This window comes from Pseudoxanthobacter soli DSM 19599 (assembly GCF_900148505.1).
GTDB lineage: Bacteria > Pseudomonadota > Alphaproteobacteria > Rhizobiales > Segnochrobactraceae > Pseudoxanthobacter > Pseudoxanthobacter soli.
Map to the genome: position 1 here is coordinate 207,415 of NZ_FRXO01000004.1, position 24,209 is coordinate 231,623.

24 protein-coding genes are annotated in these 24,209 nt (G+C 65.8%); 16 read left to right on the forward strand and 8 right to left on the reverse strand.

Translation table 11 applies throughout. The features are described 5' to 3' along the window. Positions 1-8: 8 nt before the first annotated feature. Positions 9-1,001: an isopenicillin N synthase family dioxygenase gene (locus BUF17_RS11165; RefSeq protein ID WP_073628660.1), complete on the reverse strand. Its 993-nt coding sequence runs from the start codon at positions 999-1,001 to the stop codon at positions 9-11. 233 nt (positions 1,002-1,234) lie between these two features. Here BUF17_RS11165 and BUF17_RS11170 point away from each other — a divergent pair, with 233 nt between their 5' ends. After that, positions 1,235-1,933, forward strand: a complete 699-nt coding sequence (locus tag BUF17_RS11170) for a GntR family transcriptional regulator (RefSeq protein ID WP_073628661.1) — start codon at positions 1,235-1,237, stop codon at positions 1,931-1,933. Between the two features lie 19 nt (positions 1,934-1,952). Here BUF17_RS11170 and BUF17_RS11175 read toward each other — a convergent pair whose 3' ends face one another. Continuing rightward, positions 1,953-2,768 (reverse strand): GntR family transcriptional regulator, encoded by an 816-nt coding sequence (locus BUF17_RS11175; protein ID WP_084564493.1) that lies wholly within the window; start codon positions 2,766-2,768, stop codon positions 1,953-1,955. A 9-nt stretch (positions 2,769-2,777) separates the two neighbouring features. Beyond that, entirely contained in the window at positions 2,778-3,611 is an 834-nt protein-coding gene (locus BUF17_RS11180) for an alpha/beta hydrolase (protein WP_073628662.1), read from the reverse strand. 85 nt (positions 3,612-3,696) lie between these two features. On the opposite strand from BUF17_RS11180, the gene BUF17_RS11185 reads away from it, so the two are divergent. The 10 genes from BUF17_RS11185 (at position 3,697) to BUF17_RS11230 (ending at position 14,754) form a co-directional block, all read left to right on the forward strand. Beyond that, the gene (locus BUF17_RS11185; RefSeq protein ID WP_073628663.1) at positions 3,697-4,737 is read left to right on the forward strand and encodes an isopenicillin N synthase family dioxygenase; all 1,041 of its coding nucleotides are present in this window, start codon (positions 3,697-3,699) and stop codon (positions 4,735-4,737) included. Positions 4,738-4,914: 177 nt separating this feature from the next. Continuing rightward, positions 4,915-5,943, forward strand: a complete 1,029-nt coding sequence (locus BUF17_RS11190) for a LacI family DNA-binding transcriptional regulator (RefSeq protein WP_073628664.1) — start codon at positions 4,915-4,917, stop codon at positions 5,941-5,943. A gap of 208 nt (positions 5,944-6,151) precedes the next feature. After that, positions 6,152-7,165 carry an SIS domain-containing protein gene (locus tag BUF17_RS11195; protein ID WP_073628665.1) on the forward strand — a complete coding sequence of 338 codons (1,014 nt, stop codon included), beginning with the start codon at positions 6,152-6,154 and terminating at the stop codon, positions 7,163-7,165. Positions 7,166-7,266: 101 nt separating this feature from the next. Continuing rightward, positions 7,267-8,583, forward strand: a complete 1,317-nt coding sequence (locus BUF17_RS11200) for an ABC transporter substrate-binding protein (protein ID WP_073628666.1) — start codon at positions 7,267-7,269, stop codon at positions 8,581-8,583. A gap of 17 nt (positions 8,584-8,600) precedes the next feature. Continuing rightward, entirely contained in the window at positions 8,601-9,545 is a 945-nt protein-coding gene (locus BUF17_RS11205) for a carbohydrate ABC transporter permease (RefSeq protein ID WP_175563683.1), read from the forward strand. Next, a complete protein-coding gene (locus tag BUF17_RS11210; RefSeq protein WP_073628668.1) occupies positions 9,542-10,402 on the forward strand; it encodes a carbohydrate ABC transporter permease in 861 nt (286 codons plus the stop codon). The genes BUF17_RS11205 and BUF17_RS11210 overlap by 4 nt, the downstream gene beginning before the upstream one ends. Before the next feature lie 48 nt (positions 10,403-10,450). Continuing rightward, positions 10,451-11,305 carry a sugar phosphate isomerase/epimerase family protein gene (locus tag BUF17_RS11215; protein ID WP_073628669.1) on the forward strand — a complete coding sequence of 285 codons (855 nt, stop codon included), beginning with the start codon at positions 10,451-10,453 and terminating at the stop codon, positions 11,303-11,305. Continuing rightward, positions 11,302-12,171 (forward strand): PfkB family carbohydrate kinase, encoded by an 870-nt coding sequence (locus BUF17_RS11220; RefSeq protein WP_073628670.1) that lies wholly within the window; start codon positions 11,302-11,304, stop codon positions 12,169-12,171. The genes BUF17_RS11215 and BUF17_RS11220 overlap by 4 nt, the downstream gene beginning before the upstream one ends. Beyond that, entirely contained in the window at positions 12,171-13,589 is a 1,419-nt protein-coding gene (locus BUF17_RS11225) for an NAD(P)/FAD-dependent oxidoreductase (protein ID WP_073628671.1), read from the forward strand. The genes BUF17_RS11220 and BUF17_RS11225 overlap by 1 nt, the downstream gene beginning before the upstream one ends. Before the next feature lie 52 nt (positions 13,590-13,641). Next, complete coding sequence (locus tag BUF17_RS11230) at positions 13,642-14,754, forward strand: ABC transporter ATP-binding protein (protein ID WP_073628672.1); 1,113 nt, start codon at positions 13,642-13,644, stop codon at positions 14,752-14,754. Between the two features lie 49 nt (positions 14,755-14,803). On the opposite strand, the gene BUF17_RS11235 is transcribed toward BUF17_RS11230, so the two are convergent. Then, positions 14,804-15,652, reverse strand: coding sequence for a MurR/RpiR family transcriptional regulator (locus tag BUF17_RS11235; RefSeq protein ID WP_073628673.1), 849 nt, complete (start codon positions 15,650-15,652; stop codon positions 14,804-14,806). A 139-nt stretch (positions 15,653-15,791) separates the two neighbouring features. On the opposite strand from BUF17_RS11235, the gene BUF17_RS11240 reads away from it, so the two are divergent. From BUF17_RS11240 to BUF17_RS11260, 5 genes are read left to right on the forward strand one after another with little or no spacing between them, the layout of a single operon-like run. Continuing rightward, a complete protein-coding gene (locus BUF17_RS11240) occupies positions 15,792-16,529 on the forward strand; it encodes a 5-formyltetrahydrofolate cyclo-ligase (protein WP_073628674.1) in 738 nt (245 codons plus the stop codon). 28 nt (positions 16,530-16,557) lie between these two features. Then, on the forward strand, positions 16,558-17,547 hold the full coding sequence (locus BUF17_RS11245; RefSeq protein ID WP_073628675.1) for an ABC transporter substrate-binding protein: 990 nt from the start codon (positions 16,558-16,560) through the stop codon (positions 17,545-17,547). Beyond that, positions 17,544-18,314, forward strand: a complete 771-nt coding sequence (locus BUF17_RS11250) for an ABC transporter ATP-binding protein (RefSeq protein ID WP_073628677.1) — start codon at positions 17,544-17,546, stop codon at positions 18,312-18,314. Before BUF17_RS11245 ends, BUF17_RS11250 begins: the two co-directional genes overlap by 4 nt. Beyond that, positions 18,304-19,887, forward strand: a complete 1,584-nt coding sequence (locus BUF17_RS11255) for an ABC transporter permease (protein ID WP_073628678.1) — start codon at positions 18,304-18,306, stop codon at positions 19,885-19,887. The genes BUF17_RS11250 and BUF17_RS11255 overlap by 11 nt, the downstream gene beginning before the upstream one ends. Before the next feature lie 14 nt (positions 19,888-19,901). Further along, a complete protein-coding gene (locus BUF17_RS11260; protein ID WP_073628679.1) occupies positions 19,902-20,642 on the forward strand; it encodes a 5-formyltetrahydrofolate cyclo-ligase in 741 nt (246 codons plus the stop codon). A 65-nt stretch (positions 20,643-20,707) separates the two neighbouring features. Here BUF17_RS11260 and BUF17_RS11265 read toward each other — a convergent pair whose 3' ends face one another. The 4 genes from BUF17_RS11265 to BUF17_RS11280 form a co-directional block, all read right to left on the reverse strand. Continuing rightward, positions 20,708-21,730: an LLM class flavin-dependent oxidoreductase gene (locus BUF17_RS11265; protein WP_073629238.1), complete on the reverse strand. Its 1,023-nt coding sequence runs from the start codon at positions 21,728-21,730 to the stop codon at positions 20,708-20,710. 110 nt (positions 21,731-21,840) lie between these two features. Further along, complete coding sequence (locus tag BUF17_RS11270; protein WP_073628680.1) at positions 21,841-22,827, reverse strand: alpha/beta hydrolase family protein; 987 nt, start codon at positions 22,825-22,827, stop codon at positions 21,841-21,843. Positions 22,828-23,096: 269 nt separating this feature from the next. Further along, the gene (locus BUF17_RS11275) at positions 23,097-23,972 is read right to left on the reverse strand and encodes an efflux RND transporter periplasmic adaptor subunit (protein WP_073628681.1); all 876 of its coding nucleotides are present in this window, start codon (positions 23,970-23,972) and stop codon (positions 23,097-23,099) included. Beyond that, complete coding sequence (locus tag BUF17_RS11280) at positions 23,969-24,205, reverse strand: DUF1656 domain-containing protein (RefSeq protein WP_084564497.1); 237 nt, start codon at positions 24,203-24,205, stop codon at positions 23,969-23,971. Before BUF17_RS11280 ends, BUF17_RS11275 begins: the two co-directional genes overlap by 4 nt. Positions 24,206-24,209: the final 4 nt, after the last annotated feature.

Below are 24,209 nucleotides of genomic sequence, written 5' to 3' on the forward strand. Positions count from 1 at the left end.
GCGCCTGCTCACATCTTCGCCTTCGTAGCGTTCCACTTGTAGTTCCAGTGTTCTTTGTAGGTGATGGCGCCGTACTTGCTGGGATTGTCGGCGCTGAAGCAGGACGGCAGCGTCTCGATGATCGAGTCGTAGTTCGGCTGGTGGAAGAACACGATGGAATGCCGCCGCGAGGTATCCGCCACCTCGCTCGGCGGATTGACCACCCGATGGAGGGTCGAAACCCAACGATCGTTCGTCCAGATCTGCATGATGTCGCCGATGTTGACGACATAGGTGCCGGGCTCAGGGGTCACGTCCACCCAGTAGCCGTCGCGATGCTGGGCCTGGAGGCCGCCGGTCGCCTTGTCCGCCATCAGGATGGTGAGCGTGCCGTAGTCGGTGTGGGCGCCGCTGCGCAGCTGGCCCGGCTCCGGCGCCTGATCCTGTTCCGGATAGCAGATCAGGCGAAGGGCGCTGATGTTCTTGTCGAGCTTGTCGAAGAAGAAGTTTTCCGGAAGATCCAGCGCATGAGCGAAGATCGCCATCAGGTCGTTGGCGAGCCGGTTCATGCGGCGATAATAGGTCTCCATCGTGCCCTGGAAGCCGGCAGGCTTCTCGGGCCAGAGGTTCTTGTAGAAATAATAGCCGGCCTCGGGGCCGCTATAATATTCGCCGACCGGTACGTCCACGGGGCCGATGTCGATCATCTCCTTGAGATCACCCGGCGCCGCCTTGCCGAGGCTCGCGGCGAGCGTCTCGCCTTTGAAGGGGGTGTAGCCGCGCGGAATGTTGCCGGGAGGCTGGCGGATGGTGAGTTTGTCGTCCACCGGCAGCCGGAAGAACGACGAGGCGGCGGCGTAGGTGTCGTCGATCAGATCCTGGTCGACCCCATGTCCCTTGATGAGAAAGAAGCCGATCTCCTCTCCGGCCTGCCGGATCTGCGCCGCCACCTGCTCGCGGCCCTCCGGCGTGCCTGCCAGGAACGGAGCGATGTCGATCACCGGAATGGACGTCATCTTCATTGGGCAAGTCCTGCGTTATTTTTGATTTCAATCAATTTAAAGCAAGCCCTGTGCCACATATTATTTTCCAATGGCTTAGTGGAAATGATGGTGTCGGCGCTCACATATGTCGACGATCATGGGTGGATTGTTGACAATATATGACTAAAAATTGTTCAATACGTCGCGCCGCAAATTCGCTAGGCAGACGGTCGGGCGGGGCGCGTGCCGCACGCGCGATTCCGGGGGACGGCATGGCAGAAATTTCGATCGAGGACCGGCTCTGCCTCAATGTGAAGGAAGCCATGTCGGAGGGCCTGCTGCCGCCTGGCACCAAGCTTCCCGAAGAACTTCTGGCGGAGCAGTGGGGCGTCAACCGCGCCCGGGTGCGCACCGTGCTCCAGCGCCTCGCCTTCGAGGATCTGGTGGACCTGAAGCGCAACCGTGGTGCCTTCGTCGCCAGCCCCGGCATCAAGGAGGCCCGGGACGTATTCGAGGCCCGGCGCGTGATCGAGCGCGTTACCACCGAGATCGTCACGCGCACGATTCTGACGCCGCAGCTACGCGCCCTGCGGGCTTCCATGGAAAACCGCGAGAGGACCTGGCTGCACGGCAACCGTCAGCAGGCGATCGCAAGCATCAGCGCTTTCCACACCTCGCTGGCCGCTCTTGCGCACAACGAATCCCTCGCCTCGGCGCTCAAGACGCTCATCCTGCGCAGCGCACTCATCCTCGGCCTTTACGGCACGCCGCAGACCTTTCCCCTCGCCTCTGCCCACTACGACGCCCTGCTCGTGCTGATCGAGCGCGGCGAGAGCATCGCCGCGGCCCATGCCATGGAGCGCTGCCTGTACGCCCTCGAGCATGGCCTCGACCTGCGCGTTGCCCAGCCACGCGAGGTCGACCTGGCCCGCGTCATCGGCCGCATGACCCGGGCGTTCGCCGATCACTGACCAATCCCGCCGCGGGGCGTCAGTGTTCCTTCGCCAGCACGGACGCGAGGCTGCCGTCATCCTGCAGGCCATGGGCGAGCGCGGTCTCCATGTGCTCGAGATGAGCGACCAGCAGCCGGTCGGCCGCCTCCGCGTCGCCGGCGAGGATGGCGTCGAGCAGCGAACCGTGCTCGGCAATCGAGCAATCGAGATCATGGGAATGGGTGTGGGCCACGATGGCGAGTGACATCTGGGCGATCAGGTCCTGAAGGATGCGGACGAGACGCTGGTTGCCGGCATACGCCGCCATCTTCAGGTGGAACTCGCCCGAAAGCCGGATCTCGGCCGCCCGGTCATCGGCACGGACGGCCGCCGTCTCGTTCTCGATGTGCAGGCGCAGGTTCTCGACGATCTTGCGCCGGCGCGCGGGGCCGAGGCTCGCCAGCGTCTGCACGACGTGGCGCTCGATGAGGCGGCGGCTTTCGAAGGCGTCGCGGCATTCGCGATAGCTCGGCCGCGCGACGAACGCGCCGCGGTTCGGTTCGAGCCGCACGATGTCGTGCTGCGACAGCACCAGCAGGATTCGGCGGATGCGCTCGCGGCTGACGCCGAAGATGCCGGCGAGATCCTCCTCGACGAGGCGCACGCCCGGCAGCAGGCGGCGCTCGGCAATGGCATCCATCAGCTTTGCGAACGCCTGGCGCTCGACCTTGTTGAGGCCGGCGGGACGCAGTTCCAGACCGATCAGTTCAGGCTCGTCCGAAGCGGCCTTTCTGCCGGCCGTGCCACGACGGCGGGGCTTCTGCGGTCCCGGAACGGCTTGCGGCATGGGATCGTTCTTGGCGTCGTCGGCCATGCTGCGTCCTCAGGATGTGCGCGCGACGAGGCTTGCGAGGGCTTTGCATAGCATTCCCTCCGGCGCCGACAACTGCTCCAGCACCGAGAAGTGGTCGCAGCCGGGGACCGGCACGCACGTGACGTCCCTGCCGAGGGACGACAGCACCGCCGCATAGTCGTCCGATTGGCGCCGGATCTCCGGCCGCTCGTCGCTGCCATAGGCGACGATCACTGGCGCGGTTTCGGCCGGCACCTGATGCAGGGGCGAGAACGCGCGCGCTTCGGCGAAATCCATGCCGATCGGGCCGTTGAGGGAGGACAGGCGGATCGGCTCCAAGTCGTAGATGCCGCTGATCAGGAGCGCGCCCCGCACGCCCGGTTCGGCCAAAGCCTGGGCCATCAGATGCGCGCCGGTCGAGATGCCCGCGAGATAGATACGATCTGGGTCACGGCCCCGCGCGGCCAGTTCACGCCGGAGGAAGCCCACCTGCGCCACCGCCTCGCCGCAGATGGCCGCCATCGTTGCCGCAGGTGCCAGCGTGTATTCGCCGATGGCGGCATTGATGCCGTGCGCGAGCAGACCACGGGCGACGAAGGCCTGTCCCTCCTTGTCGTTCCACTGCCAGTACCCGCCGTGAAGGAACAGGCACGTCGGTGCGTCGTCGTCGGCGGCGAGGAACAGGTCCAGCCGCTGCCTGGGCCCGTCTCCATAGGAGAGGTCGCGCGCCGTCGCTTGCTGCGCATAGAGCGGCTTTCCCTCTTTCGCCCAGCGGTCGAGATAGTCCTGCCATCCGGGCACCACCGCCCGATTGTTGTAGGCGACGTCGAGGGCCGCCCGGTCCATGCCGCGATACCGTTCCATCCGTGTCCTCCGACCGTGGAACGGACTTTACAGCGCCGAATTATGATGCACAAGATTGTGCACGATTTTGTTCATGGAGAATGCCATGGCGACCCCGGAAGACGCGGCATCCGCACACCACGGCCCGGCTACCCTTGATCGCGTGCCCATCGTCGACATCTCGCCATTCCTGCACGGCTCGCCGGCCGAGCGGGCGGCGGTCGCCGATCTGGTCGATCGGACCAACCGCGAGATCGGCTTTCTCGTGATCACCGGCCATGGCTTCGATCTCGAACTGCTCGACCGGTGGTTCGAGATCTCGCGCCGGTTCTTCGAGGGGCCCGGAAGCGCGAAGCGCGCCGTGATGCACGCCGGCCCGACGGCGCACCACGGCTATCACGGGCAGGGGCTGTCCGGTCTCGCGGCCAAGGAGGGCGAGGAAGCGCCGCCGGACCTGCGCGAATATTTCATGATCGGGCAGACCGATCTCTCAGCCGCGCCGTTCCGGACACCCGAGGCCGGCCGGTTCCACCGCCCCAACCTCTGGCCCGACGAACCCGCGGAGTTCGCCGCCGTCGGCGGCGCCTACTACGCGGCGATCAGCCGGCTCGGCGCCGAGCTCATGCGGCTGTTCGCCGTCTCGCTGGGGCTGCCGGAGCACTGGTTCGACGACAAGATCGACCACCATTTCTCGATCGTCAGCTCGATTTATTATCCGGAGCAGAAGACCGCGCCGCTGCCCGGGCAGCTTCGCGCCGGAGCCCATACCGACTATGGCAGTCTCACCATCCTGGCGCCGACGGCGGCGCCGGGGGGCCTGCAGGTGCGCACGCTCCAGGGCGAGTGGGTGGACGTGCCCCATGTTCCCGGTGCCTTCGTGATCAATATCGGCGACATGATGCAGCGGTGGACCAACGACCGCTGGCTTTCCAACATGCACCGCGTCGTCAACCCGCCGAGCGCGGTCGCCGCGACGAGCCCGCGCCAATCGATCGCGTTTTTCCTGCATCCGAACCACGACGCCGTGATCGAATGCATCCCGACCTGCATCGAGCAAAATGCCCCGGCGAAATATCCCGCGATCCTCGCCGGCGAGTACATGATCGAGAAGGAAGCCGCCATCGCGACGGCGACCACGAAGAAGTAGCCGGAGCGACGCATGCCGGCGGAACGCCGGCCGGCTCCGCCCGAATTCCCGCCGCGACTTGGCTGTTTGAGAGCGCAGTGATATGCGGCTCCATGGCGACTCGCGAGGTTGGGTCGTCGCCGTCCGCAAGGGAACGGCGGCGGCTGCTCACTGCCAGCCGCACGGCCGGGAGGACAGATGCCTGCGACGCGAAAAGGGGTCACCCTCAAGGATGTGGCGGCTGCCGCGAACGTCTCGCGCGCGACGGCGGCGCGGGCGCTCAACAGCTATGGTTATGTGGGTGACGAGACCGCCACGCGCGTGGTTGAGGCCGCAGACCGGCTGGGATACCGCGCCAATCGCGTGGCGCAGGCGCTGCGCAGTGGCCAGCTTCCCATTGTCGGCTTCGTGCCGGGCGACATCCAGAATCCGTTCTTTGCCCGGATCGCCCACGACCTCGAGGTCGAATTCCGCAAGCAGGGCCACGGCCTGCTGATTTCGAGCAGCGAGGAGAATGTCGAGCAGGAGAAGGCAGTGCTGGAAAGCCTGCGTTCGCTCAGCATCCGGGGCTTTATCCTCGCGCCGACCTCGGCGACCGACAACCGGCACATCGTCAAGCTCGCCCGCGAGGGCGCTCCTCTCGTGCTGATCGATCGCGTCGCCAAGGATGTGCGCTGCGACAGCGTCGTCGTCGACAACGAGGGCGGCGCCCGGGAGGCGGTCGACTACCTCATCGCCAACGGCCACCGCCGAATCGCGCTGCTGCGGGACGAATCGCGCATCTTTACCGCGCAGGAGCGCTTCGCCGGCTATCAGGGCGCGCTGCAATCCCACGGCATCGCGCTCGACGAGACGCTGGTGACCGTCTCTCGCTCGACCGTCGAACATGCCATCGAGGCCACCATCCGCCTGTTCAGCCGACGCGACCGGCCGACGGCGCTGTTCACCGTCGACAGCCTGATGACCCAGGGCGCGCTGCTCGGCCTGCGCTCGATGGGGCTGACCATTCCCCACGACGTCGCCCTCGTGGGTTTCGACGACTTCAATCTCGCCACGTTCACCGATCCGCAGATCACGGTCGTCGCGCAGCCGATCGCCGAGATCGGTCCGCTCGCCGCGAGCTTCCTGCTCGAGCGGCTCGCCGGCCAGAAAATCCCGCCCCGCAACGTTCGCTTTCCGACGAGACTTGTCGTGCGCGGCTCGGTTGCTCCCCTGAACAAGGCCTGACGGGCGCCGCCCATGTCGACCGCGAGACAGGCGGATTAATTTCCGCTCGACGCTTGTCAGCCGGGAAAATATATGCGTCTATATCGATGTGAGATCGATCTCACGTCGAGAACTTATGAAAGACAGTTCGCTTTTGCGCTGTCAGCATTGCGCTGTGCGCGTTTATCCCGCGCACATGCCGAATTTCCGAAGTACAGGGAATGATCAGATGTTGAACTTCGACAAGGACCGCTTTGTGCGTATTGAGAGCGGCGCCGTCTCCATCGCTGGTGACGTGCGTTCGCTTATGCGCAAGCTGGTGTCGGATGGTGCAGAGCGGCTGTATTTCATGGGAACGGGCGGCGTGCAGATCCTGACGCAGCCCGCTATCGAACTGGCGCAGCGCTATTCGACGTTCCCTGTCGGCGCGCAATATCCGGCGCAGGTCGTGCTCGATCCCCCGGCAGGACTGGATGACAAGGCCATCGTGGTCATCCCTTCCCTTTCGGGCACCACCAAGGAAAGCGTCGAACTCCTGAGCTTCCTGAAGAAGCGGGGCGTTCGCACGATTTCCCTGACCGGCCACAAGGATACGCCGGTTGCCCGTGAGACGGACTACAACTTCACCAACTTCGCCGAAGACGACACGTCGTCGGAATCGTTCTATCTGCAGACGATGCTGATCGTTCTCGCACTGCTCGACGCGCGCGGCGAAATCGACGACTTCGACGCCATCGTCGCCGAACTGCAGCGCCTTCCTGCTCTGCTCGTCGACGCCAAGGCCGCGTTCGAGGATCAGGCCGCCAAGCTCGCCCGCACCATCAAGGACGAGACCTACCACATCTTCACCGGCGCGGGCTCTGTCTGGCCGGAGGCGAACTATTACGGCATGTGCATCCTGGAAGAGATGCAGTGGATCCGCACACGGCCCGTTCATGCGGCGGACTTCTTCCATGGCACGCTCGAACTGGTCGAGCCCGGCGTCAGCGTCTTCGTCTTCAAGGGCGAGGACGTCTATCGTCCGCTTTCGAACCGCGTCGAGAACTTCGTGAAGCGCTACACCGACCGGGTCTGGGTGCTCGATGCCGCCACGGTCGAACTGCCGGGCATCTCGGCGCGCGTGCGCAGCCTGATCTCGCCGATCCTGCTCGCCACGCTGCTGGAACGCCTCAGCGCACATCTGGAGGTGCTTCGCGACCATCCGCTGACGACGCGGCGCTACTACAAGCGCGTCGAATACTGAGCGCGGCCAAGCCGCGCCCGGGACCGTGACTTCGAGCCTGCCCATAGAGCCCATCAATTGAGCCTGTGATCCCAGAACCAATGACTCGGAAGGAACTGCCCATGAAACGTTCGTTGCATGTCGTAGCGGTCGCGATGACCGCGGTCTCGGTGCTCGGCCTTATGGCCGGCAAGGGTTACAGCGCCTCGAAGCCGGTGGTGGCCGAGCCGGATGCGAAGGTCGACTATAACGGCACCATCTCGGTGCTGACGAAGTTCGGCCTCCAGCAGCTTTCTCCTTATTTCGTGAATATCGCGAAGGAATACGAGAAGCTTCATCCGGGCGTTAAGGTCGAGCTGATCCAGGAGAGCGACGACAGCGTCAAAGGCAAGACCAAGGCGCTGGTCGCCTCCAATTCTCTCCCGGACATCTACTTCACGTGGACCGGAAGCTGGGGCGAGAATTTCGTGCGTGGCAACCGGGCCGTCGATCTGACTAAGGTCATCGGCCCGGATACGGAGTGGGGCAAGACGCTGGCGCCCGCCGCCGTCAAGGCCTTCACCTACAACGGCAAGGACTATGGCATCCCGCTTTATCTCGATGCCAAGTTCATGGGATACAACAAGAAAATCTTCTCCGATCTGGGGCTTTCCGTCCCCGGGACTCTGGACGATCTTCTGAAGAGCTGCGACGCGATCCGCAAGTCGGGCAAGACGCCGATTTCGTTCGGCAACAAGGAAGCCTGGCCGGCGGTGCATTATGCCGGCCAGCTGCTCGCCTATAACGTGCCGCAGGCGACGCTGGAGCGCGACTTCGACCCGAAGACCGCCGAGTACACCGATCCGGGCTACGTCGCAGCGCTCAAGCAGTTCAAGGACATCATCGACCGCTGCACCGACGGCGCCGCGACCAACGGCACCTCCTATGCTTCGGCCCTTCAGGCGCTGAGCAATACCGACTCGGCGATGTATTATCAGGAGATCATCGAGTTCGATCAGAGCGCCGGGGCCGACACGCCGCTGAAAGTGGCCGATTTCGGCTTCTTCCGCCTGCCGCCGCCGGCCGATGCGAAGGGCGACGTCAAGGCCATCGAGGGCGCGCCCGAGGGCTACATGATCAACACGGCCTCGGACAACGTCCCGCTTGCGATCGACTTCATGAAGTTCGTCACGTCGGTGCCGAACGCGAAGGTGCTGTCCGCCCCGCCCTACGGACAGCCCAGCGCCACCATCGGCGGCGCCGACGAGGCGGATATGAACCCGGCCGTGGTCGCAGGCCTCAAGGACATCAGCGAGGCTTCCTACCTGATGCCCTGGCTCGACACCGCCAACGGGCCGCGCGTCGCCTCTGCCTGGCTCGCCAGTCTCCAGGCGCTGGTCGGCGGCACCATGACGCCGGAAGACGTCATGAAGCAGGTGAAGCAGGCCGCCCGCAAATGACGGGAACGGCTGCAGCGATGGGACGTGCCGCCTTCACGCAAGGCGGCACGGGTTCCGGCGGCGGGCCGAGGGTTCGGTCCGTCCGCCTGCGCCGGTGGCTGTCCTTTCGCTGGGCCGCCGTCGCGATGATCCTGGTCGGCTGGTTCGTTTACTATCCGATCGTCGACAATTTCCTCGTCAGCACAACCGAACAGGACATCTTCACCGGCGAGGTGACCTATGTCGGGCTCGGCAACTACGCCCGCCTGCTCGACGATCCGGTGGCGTGGACGGCCCTCTCGAACAATCTGCTCTACGCCGTGATCTCCATCGTGTTCCAGGTGTTCGGCGCCTTCCTGTTGGCCGCGATCATCGAGGGGCTCAGCAGCGAATACTGGCGGAGATTCTGGCGTGCGGTCTATTTCGTGCCTTCCGCGATCTCGATCACCGTCACGGGCCTGCTGTTCTATTTCATCTACCAGCCGAAGGTTGGCCTGCTGGACGTCGTGCTCGTCCACCTCGGCCTTCAGGACTTGATCCTGCCGTGGCTCGGCAGCGAGCGCTCCGCGATCTACGCCGTGATCGCCATGAGCCAGTGGCAGGGTTTCGGCTATTCGACGCTCCTGTTTGCCATCGCGATCCAGAAGATTCCGCGTGAGCTCTATGACGCCGCCACCATGGATGGAGCCGGGCCGCTCAGGAAGCTCTGGAGCATCACCTTCCCGCTCACCCGCGAAATGACCGGGCTCATGGTGATCGTCACCATCACCGGCGCCTTCCAGGTTTTCAACGAGGTGATGGTCATGACAGCCGGCGGCCCGAACAACAGCAGTCAGGTGCTCGGAACATGGCTCTATCAGCAGGGCTTCATCGAGAACAACTTCGGCTACGGAGCGGCGATCGCGGCCGTGATCTTCATAGCGACGATGCTCACGGGGGCGGCGCAGCTCTGGTACACGCGGCGTCGGAGGGTTCAGCTATGACGGCGGCTGGCTCAGCCGTCCGCGGCCGGTCCGCGAACGTGTGGGCGGTGATCGCCCGCGTGTTCCTCCACGCCTTCCTGATCTGCCTCGGCATCGTGGTGATCTATCCGCTGATCTGGATGACGCTGAACGGCTTCAAGGACAACGTCCAGATCTTCGGCAATCCGTTCGCCCTGCCCTCGCACTGGGTCTGGCAGAACTACGTTCAGGCCTGGAACCAGGGCGTGCGCAACTACGTCGCCGTCAGCCTTCTGGTCACGGTCGCGTCGGCCGCCTGCACCGTGCTTGTCAGCGCCTGGACGGCCTACGGACTGACCCGCACCAGGATGCCGATGAAGCCGCTGGTGGTCGCGATGGTGCTCGGCGGACTGATGCTGAGCCCCACCGTAGCCCTTATTCCGCTTGTGCGGATGCTGCAGGCACTCGGCCTCTACAACACATACTGGGCGCTCATCATCCTCTATACGGCGTTCCGCATCCCGTTCACGACCTTCCTGATCCGCGCCTACATGCTCGACCTGCCGAAGGATCTCGACGAGGCGGCAACAATGGACGGCGCCAGCGAGGGTCAGATTTTCTGGCGGGTGACGCTGCCGCTCTGCCGCCCCATCATCATCTCGTGCGTCATCCTGCACGTGCTGTTCGCCTGGAATGAATATCTCTTCGCGATGATCTTCACGAGCGGTACGGATCTTCAGACGCTTCCAGTCGGCCTCACCTCCATCATGGCGAAGCACGGGACGAATTACGCCGTCGTCTTCGCGGCAATGACGGTCTCGGCACTTCCGATCGTCGTCGTGTTCTTCGCCGCGCAGCGCTACTTCATCCGCGGCCTGTCCGAAGGCATGGGCAAGTAAGCCGGACAACCTGCGGCGCTACGACAAGATCGCCTGAGAGGAGCCTTTATGCCTCAGCTTGCCTTACATCAGCTCATCGGGGCGAACTTCAGCTTCCAGCATTTCCCGTTCGAACGCGTCGCGGCCGTGCTCAGCGGCTTCGGCTTCAGCGAGATCGAGCTCTGGGGCGTCGCACCCCACCTCGACCTTTACCATGCGACCGATGCGCGGTTGGATGCGGTTCGCGGCGTGCTTGGAGACAACGGCCTTTCGGTCTGGTGCTTCACGCCCGAGCAGGTGCTCTATCCGCTCAACATCGCCTCGGGGGACGCGGAGATCAGGCGCGACAGCATCGATCGCTTCCGACGCGCCGCCGATATCTGCGCGACGCTCGGCGCCCGCTATCTGTTCCTGACGCCCGGCCGCGGCTTCGAGGACGAAGCGCCGGATGTCGTCTGGGACCGTTCAGCCTCCGCGCTGCGCGAGATCGCTGGCCACGCTCGAGCCAACGGCGTGCGCTGCCTGCTGGAACCGCTTCAGCGGGTCGAGACCAACGTCTTCACCGACGCCGCGGGCCTCAGGCGGATGCTCGACGAGGTCGATGTGGACACCATGGACGTTGTGCTCGATTCCGTCGGGATGGCAACCGCCGGCGATACGGTTGCGACCTATATCGAATTGTTCGGGTCGCGGCTCGCCCATGTGCAGCTCGTCGATGGCAATCCGGCAGGTCATCTCGTCTGGGGCGACGGGTCTCTGCCGCTCGGCCGCTATGTCGAGGACCTTGCCGAGGCGGGCTATCGCGGCAAGATCACGTTCGAGCCCTTCGGCAACGGGTCCTACGCACTCGATCCGGTCGCCGCGTGGAAGCGCTGCCTCGACGGGATTGCCCCCTATCTCGACCGCTCCATGGTGCCGGCATGAGCGCGGTCAGGACAGCAAGGCTCGTCGCGGTCGGTGACAACTGTCTCGACGCCTATCTCACCCACGGCATCCTCACGGTCGGCGGCAACGCGCTCAATGTCGCTGCGCAATGGCGGCGGAATGGCTGGGCTGCGCGTTATTTCGGCGCCGTCGGCACCGATGGCGAAGGCGATATCGTACTCGCAGAACTCGCACAGGTCGGGCTCGATCCGGCCGATGTGGAACGCCGCGGCGGCGACACCGCGGTGACGCTGATCCGCGACGACAACGGCGACCGCACCTTCCTGCTCGAGGCCTTCGGCGTCGGCGAGAACTACATGCCGACGCCGGACCGCTACTCCGCGGCCGCGACGGCCGACTGGGTCCACCTCGGCACCAACGCAAATGCCGATCTCCTGCGCCGTCTCGTCTCCGACGGCGTCGCCTTCAGCGTCGATGTCTCGACGGCCCACTTCAAGCTGCCGCTTGCCGGCGTGCCGCTGGTGTTCGCCTCCGGCCCGGATGATCCCCACCTACCCGTGGAGCCGGTGTTCGAGAGGTTCCGGGCCGCCGGCGCAGGTCGCGTTGTGCTCACCTGCGGCAGGCGCGGCGCCTGGCTGGACGATGGCGGTACGCTCCACCACGCCCCCGCCACGCCAACCGATGTGGTCGATACATGCGGCGCCGGCGACAGCTTCATCGCGACGTTCGTGACGGCGTTCTGCTGCGAGCGGCGTCCCGCCGCCGAGGCCCTGCGCATGGCCTCGGTCGCAGCCGCCGAAACGTGCATGCATCGAGGCGGCTTCCCGCAGGCGCCGCGTCCCATCCCGGACTGGCTGCCGCGGAAGTATGCGGCCGTCGTCCCCCTCGCGCACGGAGACCGGTGATGTCGACGTTTCACATGCGCCAACCCGCCGTCGCCGCCCCCGCGGATCGCTCGTTCTGGCTCCAGGATATCGGCGCCGAGGTTGCGACACAGCCGCTGCGGGGTGCCACCGTCGCCGATGTCGCCATCGTCGGCGGCGGCTACGCAGGGCTGTGGACGGCGCTGCGCATCCGGGAACTCGCCCCCGAAACCCGCGTGACGGTGATCGAGGCCGACCTCTGCGGCTCCGGCGCGTCCGGTCGCAACGGCGGGCAGGTGCATTCCTGGTTCGCCGAACTCGACCTGATCAGCCGGGTCGTCGGCACGGACGAAGCGCGCCGGCTCTGTGCCGACACGGTCGACGCGATCGCGGATCTTGCCGACCTGCAGCGCACCGGCACCATCGACATGGATCTGCGGCTCGACGGCTGGCTGTGGACGGCGAGTTCCATTGCCCAGGAAGGTGCATGGTCGCGCGCGCTCGCCATGACCGAGGCCGCCGGCGACGACCGTTTCAAGGTGCTGTCGGCGGAGGAGATCGAACGCCGCACCGGCTCCTCGGCATCCTATGCCGGCATCATCGAGCCGAACGCAGGCACCGTGCATCCCGCGAAGCTGGCCGCCGGGCTGCGCGCCCTTGCCATCGCCCGGGGCGTGACCATCCACGAGCGCAGTCCGGTGACTGCCATCGTTCCGGGCAGGACCTGCACGGTGCGCACAGCGCACGGCGAAGTGCGCGCCGAGAAGGTCGTCCTCGCGGCCAATGCCTGGCTCTCAGCGCTGCCGGAGCTGCGTCGCCACCTCTATGTTGTCGGAAGTCAGGTGATCGCGACGGCGCCTGTGCCGGATACGCTCGATCGCATCGGCTGGCGCGACGGCGCCTCGATCTGCGACTCCCAGAGCCATGTGCTCTATTACCAGCGCACTCCGGGCGGGCGGGTGATCTTTGGCCGGGGTGGCGGCAACATCGCCTTCCGCGGCGATTTCGGGCAGGCGTTCAATCGCAGTCCCGACCGCGGCCACCACAACCTGCGGGAACTGCACCGTGTCTATCCGGCGCTGCGCGGCGTGCCGGTCGAATACGACTGGGCCGGGCCTATCGATTGCGTGCCCGAGCATATTCCGGTGTTCGATCACCTCTCCGGACATCCGAACATCTTCTTCGCCATGGGCTTCAACGGCACCGGCATCGCGCAGACGCCGATCGGTGGCCGCATCCTCGCCAGCCTCGTGCTGGAGCGGAAGGATCGCTGGAGCGAGAGCGGACTGGTCGGACTTTCGCGGCGCAAGACCCTGCCGCCGGAGCCCTTCCGCTATCTCGGCGCGAAGCTCGTCCGCAGCGCGGTCAGCCGCAAGAACGAAGCCGAGATCCGCAATCTCCAGGCGGGGCCGCTGACGCGGGCCGTGCTGCGCCTGATGCCGGGCAGCGGCGAACACTAAGCCCGATCGTCGCCCGCCCATCCCCGCCGACACTCGAAGCAGGAACGACACGATGGCCGACCTCATGCTCCGGAACGTCCGCAAGTCATACGGCAGCCTGGACATTCTTCACGGCATCGACCTGACGATCACGTCGGGCGAACTGATCGTCTTCGTCGGTCCTTCCGGATGCGGCAAGTCCACGCTGTTGCGCGCGATCGCGGGGCTGGAGGACATCACGTCGGGCGAGTTCCGCATCGATGGCGCGCTGATGAACGATGTGCCGCCCTCGCGCAGGGGCATCGCCATGGTATTTCAGTCCTACGCGCTCTACCCGCACATGACGGTCTACGAGAACATGGCGTTCGGCATGAAGATCGCCCGGGAGAGCAAGGCCGAGATCGATCGCCGTGTGCGGCAGGCGGCGGAGATCCTGCAGCTGACGCCCTATCTCGACCGGGTTCCGAAGGCCCTGTCCGGTGGGCAGCGCCAGCGCGTCGCCATCGGTCGGGCCATCGTGCGCAATCCCAAGGTCTTCCTGTTCGACGAGCCGCTATCGAACCTCGATGCCGCGCTGCGCGTCGCGACCCGGATCGAGATCGCCAAGCTCAAGCAATCGATGCCGCAGACCACGATGATCTATGTCACCCACGATCAGGTGGAGGCGATGACCCTCGCCGACCGCATCGTGGTGTTGAAGGATGGCCGCATCGAGCAGGTCGGCACGCCGATGGAACTCTACCGGACGCCGGCGAACCTGTTCGTGGCACGCTTCATCGGCTCGCCGGCGATGAACATCCTGCCGGCCACCGTGAAGGCGGCCGGTGCTACGACGACCGTCGCCCACGCCAGCGGCCCGGAGACGGTCGTGCCGATTGCGATGCCATCCGCAACGAAGGGAACGCCGGTCCGCGTCGGCGTTCGGCCCGAGGATCTCTTCCTGAGCGACAGTGGAACACCGCTGTTCGAGGGCCTCGTCGACTTCATCGAGCAACTCGGCGAGGTGCAACTCGTCTATCTCGATATCGGCCGCGAGGGCGAGCCGGTGATCGCCAAGCTGCCCGGCAGCGCCAGGATCGAGCGCGGTCAGTCGCTGAAGCTCTCCGCCCTGCCCGGGAACCTGCATCTGTTCGATGCCGAGGGCCGTTCGCAGCATCCCGCCTTCCACCCGCCCCTCGCGGCCTGAACCGGCGCTCCAGAGTCCCGGGCGACGGGCGCCCGATAGAAGTGCCGCCTCACTCGAGGTCGCCGAGTTCCTCGTGGATGCTGGCGACGATCTCGCTGCGCTGCTCGGCCGATTTTCCGACCTTGGCGGCGAAGGTCAGCGCGAGCAGCCGGATGGCGCTCGATACCGCCGTGTGGGATGGCCCCAGCGCAAAGCTCGAAACATGGCATGGCAGCACCACCTTCGAATGGCGCTGCGCTTCGAGCATCGACGTGCGGTCGGTGATGGTGACCACATTGAGCCGGCTCGTCGCGGCGAAGCTCAGGATCGGCTTCAGCACGCTCTGATGCGGCGGCAGCGTGATCAGGAGCAGCACGTCCTTCGGGCCGGTCATGGCGAGGTCTTCCGCCCACGAGCCCTGGTTGATGCCCAGAATCATCACGCCGTGACGCAGCCGCGCGAACAACAGGCGCGCATAGCGCGCGAAGCCCTCCTCCGGCCCGAGCCCGAGCACCCAGACCCGCGGCGCATCGGCGATCAGTTCGGCGGCCTCGCGCACCTTGTCCGACCGCAATTCCTCGAAGGTCTTGGTGAGATTGCGCAGTTCGAGTTCCAGATGGGCGCCGATGGTGCGCCCCATCGCGACCTGCTCGGACTTCGTCACCGAGAACTCATAGGGCTGGGTGCGGTTGCGCTCCTCGCGCGCCTGCAGCTTCACCTCGTTGAAGTCGGCATAGCCGAGGTGCTGAAAGAACCGCGCCGCCGTCGCCTTGGAGACGCCGGCCATTTCGGCGATCTCGGTCGCCGAATGGGTGAGGATGTCGTCCTGCCGGTCGAGGATGAGCTGGGCGAGCTTCTGCTCGCCGCTCGTCAAGCGGGAATACCGTTCCTGAATCCGCAGAACCAGTCGAGAAGCCATCAGCCTGCCATGCCCATCCGGCGCCCATAAAAAGATCTATCACGACCCTTGCAAACATGAAACTGATGTTTCATTCTCGCGAAACGTTGAAACCAACGGCTCGCGGCCCGACCCGCACGCGACCGCCCGGGATGCGTCCATGTCGAACGCACGCCTCACACGCCAGCGTATATGGGACCGGTTGAAGGACGCCGCGCGCCCCGACACGCGGTTCCATCTCGACTTCGCTGAGTTCATTCCGGATTTCGACGGTGCCGAGGCGGCGACGGATCGCATCACCGCGCTGCCGACCTTTGCGGACTGCCGACTGGCCTTCGTCACGCCGGACAATTCCATGACCGCGCTGCGCCGCCGGCTGATCGCGGCGCGGGTGCCGATGGTCACGGCGACCTACAATATCCAGCGCGGCTTTCTCTATCTCGCGCCGGACGTGGTTCCCGAAGGCGCGGAGCTTTATGCCTCGTGGCTCGACGGCATCGAGCACTTCGCCCGACCGGTGACGCTGGAGGACATCGTCGCGCTCGGACGGTTCGACTTCATGGCGACCGGCGCCTCCGCCGTCTCTGTCGATGGGGTGCGCTTCGGCAAGGGCCACACCTTCTTCGATCTGGAGTGGGGGATGTTCACCGATCTCGGGCTGGCCTCCGAGACGACGCCGGTTGCCGCGATCGTCCATGAATCCCAGGTCGTCGAGGATCATCTCCAGATCGGCGAAACCGATATGCCGGTCGACATCATCGCAACGCCGGGCCGGCTCATTCGCGTGGATCGCGCCGGCCGCCGGCCGCGCGGCATGAAGTGGGATCTCCTGACGCCGCAGGAAATCAACCAGATACCGCCCCTGCGGGAGCTCGCCCGCATCCGGGGAATCGCCTGACCGACATCCAGCAAGGGGAACGACCGCAATGAGCTTCAAAGTCGACAGACGCCGCTTCCTCGGCCTCGCAGGCGGCCTCATGGGCGCCGCCGCGGCCTATCCGCTGCTTGGCCGGGGCACGGCGCACGCGGCCTCGCCCTTCGCCTTCCAGGCGTCGTGGATCAACGACGCCGAGTTCTCCGGCTACTTCCTCGCCGCCGACAAGGGCTTCTACAAGGATGAGGGCCTCGATCTCACCTACCTCTCCGGCGGACCGGACGTGATCCCGGAAAGCACGCTGATCGCCGGCAAGGCCGACCTGACGCTGACCACGCCCGACACCACCATCAAGGCCATCGTCGAGCAGAACGCGCCTTTCAAGATCATCGGCGCGCAGTACCAGAAGAACCCGCTGGGCGTGATCTCCCTCGCCAAGAACCCGATCCGCGAGCCGAAGGACCTCGTCGGCAAGACGCTCGCCGTGCCGCCGGTCAACGTGATCTCGGTCGAGGCAATGCTGAAGATCTCGGGCGTCGACCGGTCCCAGGTCAAGATCGTGCCCTACGCCTACGATCCGACCCCGCTCATCAAGGGCGAGATCGACGCTTCCGTCGACTTCACCACCAACGTGCCCTTCACCATCGAGCAGGCCGGCGAAAAGGCTGTGTCGTTCCTGCTCTACGACTACGGCTTCACGATCTTCAACGACACAGTCGTCGTGACCGAAGAGACGTTGAAGACGAAGCGCAAGGAAATCGTCGCCTTCCTCAAGGCCAGCCGCAAGGGTTGGGTGGAGAACCTCAAGGACCCGGCCGTCTATCCGCCGACCTTCGCCGATACCTGGTTCAAGGGCACCGGGCGCTCGGTCGCCAACGAGGTCTACTTCAACACGGCGCAGAAGCCGCTGATCGAGGCCGCCGGCGGCATCTTCTCCATGAGCGAGGAATCGATCGAGGCCAACATCAAGGCCCTGTCGGAAGTCGGTATCCCTGCGAAGAAGGACTATTTCGACACCACCGTTCTCGCGGAACTCGAATGAACCCGCCTTCCGGCATCCGTCTCACGGCGGTGTCGCGGTCCTTCTCGGGCCGCGGCGCCGCCGTGCAGGCGCTCGACGCGGTGTCGCTCGATTGCCCGGCCGGATCCTTCACGGCACTCATCGGCCCGTCCGGGTGCGGCAAGTCCACCCTGCTCCGCATCGCGCTCGGCCTCGACAAGCCGGACGGCGGCGAGATCGCCATCGGCGGTCTTGCACCGACGGAAGCGGCGCGTGCGGGCATCACCGGCGTTGCCTTTCAGGATGCCGCGCTGATGCCTTGGCGCACCGTCGCCGACAATATCGCCCTTCCACTCGACGTGCTCGGCCGCCCGCGCAGGGCGAACGCCGCAAAGATCGCCGAGCTGATCGGGCTCGTCGGCCTCGCCGGGTTCGAGAACGCATTGCCGGGCGAGCTTTCCGGCGGCATGCGCCAGCGCGTCGCCATCGCCCGCTCGCTCGTCACCGATCCCAAGGTGCTGTTTCTCGACGAGCCGTTCGGCGCGCTCGACCAGATCCTGCGCCGGCAAATGAATATCGAACTGCAGCGCATCTGGATGGAAAGCGGCACCACCACGCTGCTCGTCACCCACGGCATCGACGAGGCGGTATTCCTCGCCGACCGTGTCGTCGTGATGCAGAGCCGCCCGGGCCGCATCGGGCGCATCGTCGACATTCCCCTGCCCCGCCCGCGCCACCCCGACATCTTCACCGCCGCGGAATTCCATCGCCTCGAAGACGAGATCGCCGGAGCGCTCGATGGCCACTGAGGCGCGAGGCGCGACCTCCGCGCGATGGGCGACGTGGCGCAATTGGCTGATCCTCATCGCCGTGTGGGAGATCGTCGGCCGCTTCGGCCTCGTGGCGCACGGCGCGCTGCCGGCGCCCTCGGCGGTGCTGATGCGGCTCTGGGTCGACCGGGCCGACTATCCTCCCCATATCGGCGCCACGCTCGCCGGCGCCGGCCTCGGGTTCCTGATCGGCAATGCCGTGGCCATCGCGGCAGGCGTACTGTTCGCGCTCGTGCCCGTCGCCTCTCGGCTCGGCCGTGGCATCAATATCGCCCTGTTTGCGCTGCCGCCGATCGCCATCTCGCCGCTCCTGGTCCTGACCCTTTCCGGAATGACGCCGCGCGTCGTGCTGGCGGCGGTCGGATGTTACTTCGTCACCATGACGGCGACCGTCACCGGTCTGACCCAGGCCGACAGCCGGATGTTGGACGTGGTGCGCGCCTATGGCGGCCGCCGGCTCGCCCTGCTGCGGTTCGTGCAGTTTCGCGCGGCGGTACCCTCCATTCTCTCGGGCCTTCGCATCGCGGCGCCGAACGCGGTGCTCGGGTCCATCCTCGCCGAGTTCGGCGGCGGCGGCCGCTTTGGTCTCGGGGCCTATCTCATCGGTTCGCTCGGTCGCGCCGAGCCTGACCGGCTGTGGGGCATCGGGCTTGCTGCCACGCTGATCGCTGGGCTCGCCTACGGCCTGTTTTCGCTGATTGCGCTGCGCTTCACCGGGGCCACCCGCGCCGTCACCATCCCCGCGAGCCCGCCCGCGGTGGCAGACGCAGCCGGCCCGTTGTGGTTCTCGGCTCTCATGACGCTCGGATCGGTGATGATGCCGCTGGCGCTGTGGTGGCTGCTGCTCGCCGCCCTCGGCGCGCCCGCCATGATCGCCAAGACGCCGGCCGGTCTGTTCGAGTACCTTTTCCTCCTGCCCGGCTCCGGCACGGCGCAGGCGAGATTGCTGGCCGCGCTCGGCGAAACCCTGCCGATGGCCGTGCTCGGCATGGTCGCTGGCATCGGCTTCGCCGCGCTGCTCGCGATCGCCTCGGTGGTGCGGCCTGGAATTACCCGGGCTCTGATGCCCGTCGCGCTCGTCACACAGACCATGCCGCTCGTCGCGCTGACGCCGCTGCTCGTGCTGATGCTCGGCCGCGGGCCGTCGGTGATCCTGTGGATCACCGTTTCGGTGACGTTCTTCCCCGCCTTCGTCACCATCGCCCAGGGGCTTGCGCTCGTGCCGCAGTCCGCGCTCGACGTGCCGCGGGCCTACGGCGCGGGACCGCTCAAGCAGCTTCGGCTGGTCTCGCTGCCGGCTTCCCTGCCCTATCTCTTCGCCGCCACCCGCCTCGCCGTGCCGCGGGCGCTGCTCGGCGTGATGATTGCGGAATGGCTCGCGACCGGCACCGGGCTCGGCAACCTCCTGAACCAGTCCCGCGGCTATCTCGATTACGGGATGATCTGGTCGGTCGCGGTCGTCTCGGTGCTGATCTCCGTCCTGTTCTACCAAGTCGTCGTTCTCGTCGAACGGCAGGTCCTCTCGCGCCGCGGCATGCGCGCCGCCGACTGACAAGGAGCCTTTTCATGGAAATCGCCGATCACAAGGCTTCTGTGCGCGAGCGCGTCTGGACGGAACTGCGCAAGGTGGCCGTGCCCGACAGCCGCTTCCACTTCGATTTCGGCGAGTTCATCGCCGACTTCGAAGGCAGCGACGCCGCTGTCGCGCGCCTCGTCGACCATCGCTTCTATCGCGACGCCGATTTCATCTTCATCACGCCGGACAACTGCCTCGACCAGCTTCGCCTGAAGGCCCTGCAGGACGGCAAGACCATCCTGATGACGACCTATTCCATCAAGCGCGGCTTCTGGGTGCTCGATCCGGCGGCGATCGCGCCCGATCTCCATCTCTACGCCTCCACCCTCGACGGAATGGAGCGGGTCGGCCGGCCGGTCACGCTCAAGGACATCGCCACCATGCCGCCGGTCGACTACATGGTCACCGGCACAGGCGCCATCAATCTCGAGGGTGTCCGCTTCGGCAAGGGCCACGGCTTCTTCGACGCGGAATGGGGTATGCTCTACCGCATCGGCCGCATTTCGGCGTCAACGCCTGCCGCCGCAGTGGTTCACGATTGCCAGGTGCTGGACGAGACGCTGACGCCCGACGTCTACGACACCGTCGCCGACGTGATCTTCACGCCGACCCGCACCATCGAGGTCTCGTCGCCCCATAAGCCGACCTGCGGCATCCTGTGGGACCGACTCGACCCGCACATGTACGAAACCATTCCGCCGCTCCAGGAACTGAAGGCGATGGGGCTCTGAAGCCGAAAGGCCGGCGGATCGCTCCGCCGGCCTTTCTGCGTGCGCGTCGCGTCAAAGACCGGTGCTCAGCGCCAGCCGAGAGCGGGCGCGACGTGGGTCAGGATCGCCTCGATCACATGGGCGTTGTAGGCGACGCCGAGCTGGTTCGGGACGGTGAGGAGCAGCGTGTCGGCTTCGGCTATGGCCTCGTCCTGACGGAGTTGCTCGACCAGAACGTCCGGCTCGGCGGCATAGCTGCGGCCGAAGATTGCCCGCGTCTTCTCGTCGATGAAGCCGACGGAGTCGTTTTCCTGACCGCCGCCGCCGAAATAGGCGCGGTCGCGGTCGTCGACCAGCGCGAAGATGCTGCGGCTGACCGACACCCGCGGCGTGCGCTTGTGGCCCGCTTCCTGCCACGCCGCGCGGTAGGCGCGGATCTGATTGGCCTGCTGGACGTGGAACGGCTCGCCGGTCTCGTCGTCCTTCAGGGTAGAGCTCTGCAGATTCAGCCCCAGCTTTGCTGCCCAGACCGCGGTCGCGTTGGAACCGGCCCCCCACCAGATCCGCTCGCGCAGCCCCTCCGAATGCGGCTCGAGCCGCAGCAGGCCCGGCGGGTTCGGGAACATCGGCCGCGGATTGGGCTCGGCGAAGCCTTGGCCCTTCAGCACGTCCAGCAGCACCTCGGCGTGGCGGCGGCCCATATCGGCATCTGTCTGGCCGTCCGTCGGGGCGTAGCCGAAATAGCGCCAGCCGTCGATGACCTGTTCCGGCGAGCCGCGGCTGATGCCGAGCTGGAGGCGCCCACCGGCGATGAGGTCCGCCGCGCCGGCATCCTCCGCCATGTAGAGCGGATTTTCATAGCGCATGTCGATGACGGCCGTGCCGATCTCGATGCGGCTCGTCCTCGCGCCAACCGCGGCGAGCAGCGGGAACGGCGACGCGAGCTGGCGGGCGAAGTGATGCACCCGGAAATAGGCTCCATCGGCACCGAGCTGTTCGGCCGCGACCGCGAGCTCGATGGATTGCAGCAGCGCATCCCCCGCCGAACGCGTCTGGGAATGAACCGAGGGCGACCAATGGCCGAACGAGAGAAAGCCGATCTTTTTCACAATGAGCCTGCCGAACCGGGAAAGGGCGCGCGCAGGGTAGGCCCGGGTGGCAGCGAAAGCATCCGGAAAATGGCGAGGATGGCGCGCGGCAGCAATGCGCCGGCGATGGATCAATTCGTCAGCCGCGGCTTCTGCTCGGGCATCTGTTCAAGCGTCTTGATGATATCATCGGTACTTGCGCCGGCCGCGCACATTTCCGTCGCCGTCTCTCCGAAATCGACCAGATCGTGATGCCGACTGTCCGTCGCCCTCTGCAAGGGGATCAGCCATGCGGCATGGCCGCGTGCCACGATGCCCTCGAAGAACTGTTTCTGCGCTGAGAACGGAACATTCTTCTCCCGGGGATCCCCGATGACGAAAATCCGTCTGGCTGGATCGGAGGGCACCTTGTCGAGCGAGTCATAGGGATCGAACCGCGTCAGTCGCTCGTCCTTCCTTATCAGGCCCCTCGCCTCGAGATAGGCGCGATAGGCCGAGGCGCCGGACGATATGACGGCGCAGCGCAGATCGCTCCTGCGGGCCAGCATTTCGGCGACCAGCGTGCCGCCTCCGCTGTGTCCGCCCAGCGACCAGGCCTGAATGCCGTAGCGCCGCTTCAAGCCGTCCAGCGCGGCGTCGATCAGTTCTGCCTCGATCGGGCGCCCCCTCGTCGTGTAGTGCTTGCCCGCGCTTCCGTACGTGCCAGGGCGGCCGAGGAAGATCGACGGAACATGGAAACGGGCGGAAAGGCCCTGTTCAAGCGCCACCATCTCTGTCGGGCCGAAGCCCTTCTGCCTCTTGTCCGCGTTCTGTCCCTTGGGGCCGAGGACATCGCCGTTCAGCCAGATTGCGGTCACCGGATTGGGTCCCGGTGCTGCCTTGAGGCCGGCAGCGTAATAGCGCAGGCAGGACCCCTGCCCCGCGACCTCGACCCAGATCGCGGTCTCGTTCTTCTCAAGAACCGCGCACGCCGAGCGGCTGATCTCGATGCCGTTGACGACGGCGACGGGATCGAACTGGTTCGTCTCCGCCACCGACTGGGCGAACGAGGGTGTCGGCAGCGAACCGCCGATGAAAGCGGCGAAAGCCAGTCCGGCCAGCGTGTGCGACGCATGCATGGGTATCTCCCCGTTGCCATGTCGTCGAAAGGAAGCGGGCGTCGGTGCTGGAAATATGGCTCCGCGGTTGATGCGCCGATCTATGGTGAACGGACGGTGAATCGAGGCAAGCGCCGGTATCTGGCGCCGGGTAGCAGAGTCAGCGGCAGTCCGGTCGGCCGCGCGAAGCCTTGGATGGGCGAAGCCGCGACGACTGCTTCATTGCCATGTTTGCCGTCTCGCGCGGGACGTCCTCAAAGAAGACAATGCCCTCGCAGGAAATGCCGGCTTCATGGCTTCGTGGCTTCGGGCGTCACGATGACCGTCGCGGACATGCCGGAGGCGAGCCGCACTCCCGGCGGCAGGTCGCCGAGCCTGACGCGCACCGGGATGCGCTGGGCAAGGCGGATCCACGAGAACTGCGGCGCGACCTCGGCCAGCAGGCCGTCGGTATCATTGGGATTGGCGATCCCTCGGGACACGCCTTCCACGATGCCATCCAGCACGACGTTGCCGGCCATCAGTTCCACCTGCGCCTTCGCCCCGTCCTGGATGAGAGGCAGCTTGGTCTCCATGAAGTAGCCGTAAACATAGAAGGAATCGGAATCGACCAGGGCGAGCACGCCCTTGCCAGCCGTGGCGTAGTCGCCGACCACCGCCGTCAGGTTCGTCACGTAGCCGTTCACGGGGGCATGGACCTTGCTGCGCCGCATGTTGATTTCGGCGACGGTGAGATTGGCCTTCGCGACCAGCAGCGCGCCCTCCGCCTCGGCCGCGACGGTGTTCATCTGCTCGCCGGTTTCGGCCGAGAAGGCCGGGCTGTTCTCGCTGCGCAGCGTCGTGTAGCGCTGCGCGTTCTCGCGTGCGAACTGGAGTGCCGCCGTCTTCACCGCGACGTCGCCGCGCGCGTGTTCGAGTGCCGCCTCGAAGCGCTCCGGATCGATCTCGAACAGAAGGTCGCCCTTCGCGACCCGCTGGTTGTCCTTCACATGGATCGCGCTGATCAGGCCGGAGACGTCGGGTGCGACCCGCACGACATTGGCGAGCACGCGCGCGTCCCGCGTCCACGGCGAAAGCGTGTAATACGTCCAGAGCTGCCAGCCGATCACAGCGGCGATGGCGACGGCAGCCAGCGTGAACGCAACGCGCAACGCAGTGAGGATCATCGGATCGTCTCCCCAGACAGGATCGGCAATCCGTAGATCAATGCGCCGACGATGATGACGTAGAGGGCCGCATCGAACAGGGGGCGATGCCAGACCAGACGGTAGAACCCGCTCCGCTCGGCGATCCGCCGGAGAACGAGGTAAGGAACGAGGGCGGCGGCGACCCAGATGACCACCGGCGGCAGGTAGAAGCCGACGACATCGATCGTCCGGAACAGCGAATATGGCTCCACGGGC